The 7,252-nt window shown below is 58.5% G+C and carries 8 protein-coding genes and 1 tRNA gene; all 9 read right to left on the reverse strand.

The window, feature by feature from the left end; all coding sequences use genetic code 11:
• Positions 1–121 precede the first annotated feature (121 nt).
• The 9 genes from ABHR76_RS05340 to ABHR76_RS05380 all read right to left on the reverse strand — a co-directional run bounded on the left by ABHR76_RS05340 (position 122) and on the right by ABHR76_RS05380 (position 7,024).
• Positions 122–1,477, reverse strand: coding sequence for a DNA recombination protein RmuC (locus tag ABHR76_RS05340; protein WP_346976997.1), 1,356 nt, complete (start codon positions 1,475–1,477; stop codon positions 122–124).
• A gap of 51 nt (positions 1,478–1,528) precedes the next feature.
• Entirely contained in the window at positions 1,529–2,092 is a 564-nt protein-coding gene (locus ABHR76_RS05345) for a hypothetical protein (protein ID WP_346976998.1), read from the reverse strand.
• Positions 2,089–2,619 (reverse strand): DUF6036 family nucleotidyltransferase, encoded by a 531-nt coding sequence (locus tag ABHR76_RS05350; protein ID WP_346976999.1) that lies wholly within the window; start codon positions 2,617–2,619, stop codon positions 2,089–2,091. The genes ABHR76_RS05345 and ABHR76_RS05350 overlap by 4 nt, the downstream gene beginning before the upstream one ends.
• Positions 2,620–2,742: 123 nt before the next feature.
• Entirely contained in the window at positions 2,743–3,165 is a 423-nt protein-coding gene (locus ABHR76_RS05355; RefSeq protein WP_195521490.1) for a hypothetical protein, read from the reverse strand.
• A gap of 439 nt (positions 3,166–3,604) precedes the next feature.
• A complete protein-coding gene (locus tag ABHR76_RS05360; protein ID WP_346977000.1) occupies positions 3,605–4,237 on the reverse strand; it encodes a hypothetical protein in 633 nt (210 codons plus the stop codon).
• Between the two features lie 283 nt (positions 4,238–4,520).
• Positions 4,521–5,060 carry a rubrerythrin gene (gene rbr / locus ABHR76_RS05365; protein WP_346977001.1) on the reverse strand — a complete coding sequence of 180 codons (540 nt, stop codon included), beginning with the start codon at positions 5,058–5,060 and terminating at the stop codon, positions 4,521–4,523.
• A 114-nt stretch (positions 5,061–5,174) separates the two neighbouring features.
• Positions 5,175–6,080, reverse strand: coding sequence for an HhH-GPD family protein (locus ABHR76_RS05370; RefSeq protein ID WP_346977002.1), 906 nt, complete (start codon positions 6,078–6,080; stop codon positions 5,175–5,177).
• Between the two features lie 21 nt (positions 6,081–6,101).
• Positions 6,102–6,587: an RrF2 family transcriptional regulator gene (locus ABHR76_RS05375; protein WP_138341664.1), complete on the reverse strand. Its 486-nt coding sequence runs from the start codon at positions 6,585–6,587 to the stop codon at positions 6,102–6,104.
• A gap of 359 nt (positions 6,588–6,946) precedes the next feature.
• Positions 6,947–7,024, reverse strand: a tRNA-Asp gene (locus ABHR76_RS05380).
• Between the last annotated feature and the right edge of the window lie 228 nt (positions 7,025–7,252).

The raw sequence follows: 7,252 nt of genomic DNA on the forward strand, positions 1-7,252 counted from the left end.
TTCCTTTCGCGTCTGATAGGGCGAAACGCCCTTGTTGCACACTAAAGCGCTTCAGGCAAGCGCGATGTGAAAGGCAGCGGGGTGCCCGCGTTTGCGCCGGTGCCCCGCTGCCTTGTTGCAATTAGTCCTCGTCTTCTTGGTCTGTGGAAAGGCCCGCGGGCGTGAGTCCCAAGATCTCATCGGCTTGGTCGGCGTCTTCCAGCGCGTCGATATCCTTGAGTTTGCGCTCCATGACGTTGGTGCGCGTGGTGATAATGCCCTCGACCGTTTTACCCGCGGTCTCGATCTGCTGCTGGGCGCGGCGCAGCGCCTTTTGATAGCGCGGCAGCTCGGCCTTGACGGCGGAGAGCACTCGCAGTACATCGTCGGTGCGTTTTTGCAGCCTAAACGTCTGGTAGCTCATCTGCAGGCTGTTGAGAATGGCCGCCATGGTGCTGGGGCCGGCAACGTTGACGTGATAGTCGCGGCCCAGGGTCTCGATAAGCCCGGGGCGGCTGACGACCTCGGCGTACAGCCCTTCAAACGGCACGAACATGATGCCAAAGTTGGTCGTTGCCGGCACACTCAGGTACTTTTCGCAGATGTCCTTGGCCTCGCGCTTGACCATGGTGTCGAGCGTCTTGCGCGCCGCGGCAACGGTCTCCGCATCGCCCGACTCCTGCGCGTCGAGCAAGTGCTCGTACGCGTCGCCCGGGAATTTGGAGTCGATCGGCAGCAGCACGGGATCGCCCTCGTCCACCGGCAGCTTGACGGCAAACTCAACGCGCTCCGAGGCGCCGGGCTTGGTGGCGACGTTTTCCAGATACTGATCGGGCGTAAGGATGTCCGCCAGAATTGCACCCAGCTGCACCTCGCCCAAAATGCCACGCGCCTTCACGTTGCCCAGCACGCGCTTAAGATCACCCACGCCAGTGGCGATGGACTGCATGTCGCCCAGGCCCTTGTACACGGCCTCGAGCTGGTCGCTCACCTGCTTAAACGATGCCGACAGGCGATCGTTGAGCGTACGGGAGAGTTTCTCGTCCACCGTCGCGCGCATCTGATCGAGCTGCACGTTGTTGTCCTTGCGTATGGCGCCCAGCTGGGCATCGACCGTCTCGCGCACCTTGTCCAGGCGGTGCTCGATGCCCTCGCGGTTGGCGCCAAGCTGTTGGGCTGTCTCGCGGCGCAGGTCATCCATACGGTCGCCGGCCTGCGAGAACTCACGCGCGATGGTCAGGTAGCGCTGCTGCTCTACGGCCGCATCGGTCGTCTGCTGCTGCGCGATGGCATTTGCCGTGCGGCGGGTTTCGGCCAAAGCGACGTTCAGGGTGTCGAGCGCATTGTTGGCCTGCTCGAGCGCAGCCAGCATCTCTGCCCCGCTATCGCCGCGCTCCTGCAGCTCGACGCGAAGGCCCTTGAGCTGCAGGGCACAAGCCACAGCAACCCCCACCGCCACCAAGGCAATCACAACAAGCACAATATCAATAGCAGACATAAACTCCGCCCAACAAACCCAATCGAGCACCAATCAAAACCGCGATCAATCTTACCCCGCCATACGCACCGGGCGCCCGGTCCCTTCTTGGGCGCCCCTCTCCTCCGCATATTCCATAATGCGGCGCGCCGTCTCCCTGCTCACCTTTGAGTCATCACCGGCTAAATATGCGTACACGTTTCCCTTATTCAGATTCAAATCGCGGCAGAGACCGTAGCGCGTTACGCCCGATTCCTCTAGCGCTCCCAACGTTCTTTTTCGCATCAGGGCGTTGATCCTTCTGTCCGCCACTGGCTTTTCCTTCACCGCTCTATACGCACGCCAAACGTTGTCATAACGATTAGGAAGTTTATCCTCGGCGCATAGAGATGCCAGGCTACCCGTTTGGGCGTACAAGGACAAAACGCCTCGGTAACCCTCTTCCATCCACGAACCCTCGGATAAGCCCAGAACGTATTCGGCTTTACCCTGTGCCAAAGCGAGCAAAAACAGGGGCTCCGCCACGCGCGGCGCAACCGTCGTCGCTTGCTTAACCAGTTTTCTAAAACTGAGCGACTGCTGTCCGGATAGCTCTCGGCAATAGCCTTTTAAGAATCCCTCAAAGGTCAGATTCAACCGAGCACCTCCTTTTTGTATTGCCTGTATGCACAGACCATCTCTTGATAACTCCGCTCCGAAGGCGACGACGCCAGTGCTTCTCCCTCGTCGAATATAAGCCGTTCGAGCAGCCCCCAATCAAGTCGGTCGACGAATGCCTGACTATGAAGATCGATGATGTCGTTCGGACGGAAGGCATAGAGCTTCATTACCGCCAGATCCTCCAAGGATGGCGTAAAGTACCTGATAAAACGCGCCCCAATATCCAAGGGGATCAAACGATCTTCGTAATTGAATGGCATCTGATTACAATATGCCACCGCCATACCATTCACCTCGGGGTATCGAGCTATGATCTCGCGGAGGCACCTGTCCGCCTCAAACACATCGATGTCATGTGTAACCGAACGATTCGTCACATCGTTTAGCATGAAGGCGCTTCCTCCCACCAATACAACGCTCGGCCTGTCGTCTCTTGGACCTATTTCCAGCTCTGCCTCTTCGTCAATGCCCAACAGAGTCTGCTCTAAATCCTGCTTATACATAACAAATCCTATTATTATTCAACTTCAATAATACTATTCAGTCGCACGACAGGACCAACAGGATGCAAGAATTCCGCTCGTGGCGATAATCCCTACACCCTAGAAGTCCTAATGTTACAAACGCTAGCTCTCCCAGCCGGTGCGGATGGTTGTTATGACGTCGCCTAGGCGCTGGCCCAGGGCCGCTAGATGTTGGAGCACCTCGTTGGGCGATGCGCCGTTGAGGATGCACGTGAGGGCATACGACGCCAGAAAGATGACCGCAAGCCCCAGCGGGATGAGCACGATCATCGCCAATGTGCGCAGGCGCTGGCCCACGCGGCGACGACGCGCACGACGCTTGTCGAACGCGAGCTCCTGCGCATATGAATCTTGCTGTACGGAATAGGCCTCTGGTGCCGATTCGCCCGCAGGCGAAACCACAGGCGTGGCATTTTGCGCAGGGGGCTGGGCTGCCGCCCCCTGCATTTGCATCTCCATGAGTCGTTGCTGCTGACGCAGCATGCGCTCAGCTTGTTGCTGCGGAGTCTCAAGAAACAGATCCATGCTGGCCTCCAAAATCGGAGCATTCGACGCTTACGACCAGCATCCCGCACCGCCATGACCGCGACAACGCAATCGCCGGCAATAGCCACAAAGTTTCTTTTGCTCAAAAGCTGTCGAAAAGCTCAACAACTCCCCTACCAGCACTTTCTCTGAGCTTTTTTCGTCAGCAATCTTTTGGCCTTCCACCCTTACGCCAACTGACCAAAATCTAACCAAAAGCTTGACGGAAATTGTGAAGACAGGGACCCCATACAAAAACGTGCCGCCCCAAAAGGGGCGGCACGCTAACTTCTTATCAGTTTTTCAGTAGCAAGCACGCGACGACCCGAAGCCGGAGCACAGGGTAGGGAAACACCTTTACCTCGCGCGACCTGCGCAGCCGTGAGCGAGAGGGAAAGGTGTTTCCCCGCCCCGTGCTCCGCAGTCGGTGGAGGCAGCTTTAGATGCCCGCGAGACCTCGGGTGGCGGTGGCGCACATAAACGCCAAGGCTAGAATCACGAGCGAGCCCGCGATGTCTGCCAGCACGCCCATTGCACGGCGTTCAAACAACCAGCTCTCAAAGTGCGGGGCGACGTTGCGCCAAACACGCCACAGCAAGATGCCCATACCGATGACGCCCGGGATATTGAGCAGTAGGATCTCGGAGCACAAAAGACCGATCAGGTTACCGGCGGCAAAGCCCGCATCACCCTCGCAGTATTTGCGGTAGACCATATACAGCATGTACGCCACAAACGGCTGCAAGCACGCAGAAATAAACGAGACCACCATCGAGGGCTCCTGCGAAAAGACCTCGGTGAGCTTATCCACGCTCGTGGCATCCTTAGAGGCCAGGAACAGGCCAATGACCACCACAGGCACCACGCCCAAGATGACCTCGACCATCGTAAACAACTTGGCGGTCAAGTCCTCACTAGCCGAATTCAAATGGGGCGCCCACTCAGGATGAGCATGCGCACCGACCTTCTTGTCCTTCTCAGCACGATCGGCCTTTTTGCCCTCAGCAACCCGACGACCAGGATCCTTGCAAGTTCCCGCCGCAGCAACCCGAGCCCGAGACTTCTTACCCATAACCAACACCTCACAAGAGGAAACGAATAGCCAACGCTACCCAGTGTACCCTCTAAGCAACGTCACCGCCCCAACCGGCCCCCACAAAAACGTGCCGCCCCATAAGGGGCGGCACACAAACTTCTTATCAGCTTTTCTGTAACGAGCACGCGACGACCCAACGCCGGAGCGCAGGGCGGGAGGCCGGATTGCCTTCCCTCAACGCGACCCTGCGGAGCCGTGAGCGGGGAGGGAAGGCGATCAGGCCTCCCGCCCTGCGCTCCGCAGCAGCCAGCGCCAAGCGCTAGTAGTTCACCACCTGCTCCTCAAAGTACGCCTTCGGGTGGTTACACACCGGGCACACCTCAGGCGCCTCGGCACCAACGTGCAGGTGCCCGCAGTTCAGGCACTTCCATACCTTCACGCCCTCACGCTCAAACACCTCGCCCGACTCGATGCGCTCGACGAGTTTGTTGTAGCGCTCCTCGTGGGCCTTCTCGACGGCGGCGACACCACGGAACTTCTCGGCGATCTCGACAAAGCCCTCCTCCTCGGCGGTCTTGGCAAACTCGTCATACATCGTGGTCCACTCGTAGTTCTCTCCTGCGGCGGCATCGCGCAGATTGTCCAGAGTATCGGGGACGGCGCCGTCGTGCAGATACTTAAACCACAGTTTGGCGTGCTCGGACTCGTTGCCTGCAGTCTCAGCAAAGATATTCGAGATCTGAACGTAGCCATCCTTCTTGGCCTTAGATGCGTAGTAGCGATACTTGGTGTGTGCCTGGGACTCACCGGCAAAAGCGGTCTCGAGGTTCTTCTTGGTTTGGGAGCTCTCAAAATCCATAGGTGTACTTCCCTTCAACGCATGCCGCCCGTAGGCTTCGAGCGGCCTTGTCTTTAGGATGCCCTCATGCCGGAAATCTAAACCTTACAATCCTGTTCTTCAGATTTGCACAGGCTAGATGCTCAGCCAGCGATCGCCCTCGGCTCGGCAAAAGCCCTCACGCTCCAGGTCGGCTAGAATGCCCGCGACAAGCTCGCGCTCGACCGGCCCGCGACCGGCTGACGCTTCCATCTCGTTAACGCCTGCAACAGCTTCATCAACCGTAATGCCCGCCGGCTGCCCATCGCGCGCTGCCAACAACATGCGCACGATGTGGGCGCGCTTTTGGCGACGCGAGCCCTCAAACTTGGACTGACGGCTATAGCCCGCCGACCGCCTGGACGGATTGGGCAGCGTCTTTTTAAGATACGCGCCGTAATCCAGCAACGCGTAATACCACGCGCGCGGCGTGTCAGCATCGTCTTGAGGCGCGGCAAAGGGCGCAATCTCATCCGCCGCCGCACCAGGGGCCGCCGGACAGGCGGCTTGGATCAGCGGCACCAGCTCGCGATCGGGAACGGCCGGCACATCGGGAAAGAAATGATGCAAAAAGACCGTGCGCACGTTGGTCTCCAGATACACGCCCGGAAGATCAAACGCAAACGACCGGATACCCTGCGCCGTTGCCGGGCCAATACCAGGCAGAGCGACCAAGTCACGCGTCTCACGCGGAAACTCCCCGCCCCAGTCCTCTACAACGCGCTGAGCGGCCCCATGAAGCGCCAGAGCGCGTCGGTTGTAGCCCATGCCCTGCCAAGCGTCCAAAACATCGGAAGGCACGGCCTGGGCAAGCGCCTGCACAGTCGGAAAACGATCGAGCCACACCGGCATGCGCGCCTCCACACGCGGCACCTGCGTTTGCTGCAGCATGACCTCAGAAAGCCAAATGATGTACGGATCGCGTGTGCGGCGCCACGGAAGGTCACGATAACGCAGGACCCCTTCCGAACGAATCATCGAACGAAAGGGGTCCTGAATCATGGCTATGCTCCTTATGCGGCGTTATTCCTCCCGGTAAGCGCACGCGCAGGTGGCGTACTCGGGAAACGCTTCGCGGTCGGCGAACTTGGGATCGACGGCTGGGAACTGGCGGTGAGCGACGATGTCGCCGAGCGAAACGGAATCGAGGTAGTCGCGCATCAACGCCTGGGCTCCGGCCCACAGGGGATGATAGCAGCACGCGCCCATGCGCGCACAGTCACCATCGGGCGCGGTGCAATCGTTCATAACCATAGGACCCTGAACGGCCTCGACGACCTGGCGGATAGTGACGTCGTCCGGACTGACCTTGAGACGCATGCCACCGTGGACGCCACGCAGGCTCTCCACAATACCGGCCTGGACCAAACCGTGCTGAATCGAGCGGGCAAACGAATACGGAACATTGACCTCTTCGGCAGCGGTGCGAACAGAAAGCAAACGCTCCGGATCCTCGGCAAGCATCGCCAGCATACGAAGGGCGTAATCAGTCTTCCTCGATATGTCCATTTTTCCCCTTTCAAGGAATACGAACAGCTCGAACGAGCTCCGGGGCCGAGCTTGTGTCGAGACGCTAAATGACCGCCAGGACATCCAAATGGTAAATCGGATATCCACTGAGTGCCGCGCTTGGAGCGAAATGCATCAGATGCGGCGCATAGTGCAATTTAGTATAACCTAACCCCCTGTCTCGTTGAACAGGTGTTGCGCAACAAAGCTGTTGTTCAGACAGATATGCTTATTGGATTTTACTTGCGTTCCCGAAGGCGCGAGGATTCTGGGCGAAGATGCACCAGGGCGATCGTTCTATCGAAACAAAGTGCATCAAACGCAAAAAGCCACGTCCGAAGACGTGGCTTTAATTGCGTTGGCGGGAAGTACGGGGCTCGAACCCGCGACCTCCGACGTGACAGGCCGGCGCTCTAACCAAACTGAGCTAACTCCCCAGGCAGTCGTTCGCGTTTGTTTCCGCTCTCGTGCGCTGCGGGGATTAGTATACACAGAAGTCTGTCCGCCGCGCAACAACTTTTTTGAAAAAATTTTTCGGTCCCTCCGGGAGGGTCTCCGGGGCCGGCTGGCGCGGGTTTAGTTTGCTGCTCTACAGTCCTGCGCAAGACGGAAAGCACATTAAGTGCTTTCCTTTGCGTGCGGAACTCGCGACAAACTTAACCCGC

Origin of the sequence: Collinsella aerofaciens (assembly GCF_039752985.1) — a bacterium.
GTDB classification, from domain to species: Bacteria; Actinomycetota; Coriobacteriia; order Coriobacteriales; family Coriobacteriaceae; genus Collinsella; species Collinsella aerofaciens_BT.

Excerpts from the sequence above, each read along its gene's own strand:
- ABHR76_RS05350 (WP_346976999.1), bottom strand. The coding sequence starts at position 2,619 with ATGTATAAGCAGGATTTAGAGCAGACTCTGTTGGGCATTGACGAAGAG.
- ABHR76_RS05360 (WP_346977000.1), bottom strand. The coding sequence starts at position 4,237 with ATGGGTAAGAAGTCTCGGGCTCGGGTTGCTGCGGCGGGAACTTGCAAG.
- ABHR76_RS05355 (WP_195521490.1), bottom strand. The coding sequence starts at position 3,165 with ATGGATCTGTTTCTTGAGACTCCGCAGCAACAAGCTGAGCGCATGCTG.
- ABHR76_RS05370 (WP_346977002.1), bottom strand. The coding sequence starts at position 6,080 with ATGATTCAGGACCCCTTTCGTTCGATGATTCGTTCGGAAGGGGTCCTG.
- rbr (WP_346977001.1), bottom strand. The coding sequence starts at position 5,060 with ATGGATTTTGAGAGCTCCCAAACCAAGAAGAACCTCGAGACCGCTTTT.
- ABHR76_RS05340 (WP_346976997.1), bottom strand. The coding sequence starts at position 1,477 with ATGTCTGCTATTGATATTGTGCTTGTTGTGATTGCCTTGGTGGCGGTG.
- ABHR76_RS05375 (WP_138341664.1), bottom strand. The coding sequence starts at position 6,587 with ATGGACATATCGAGGAAGACTGATTACGCCCTTCGTATGCTGGCGATG.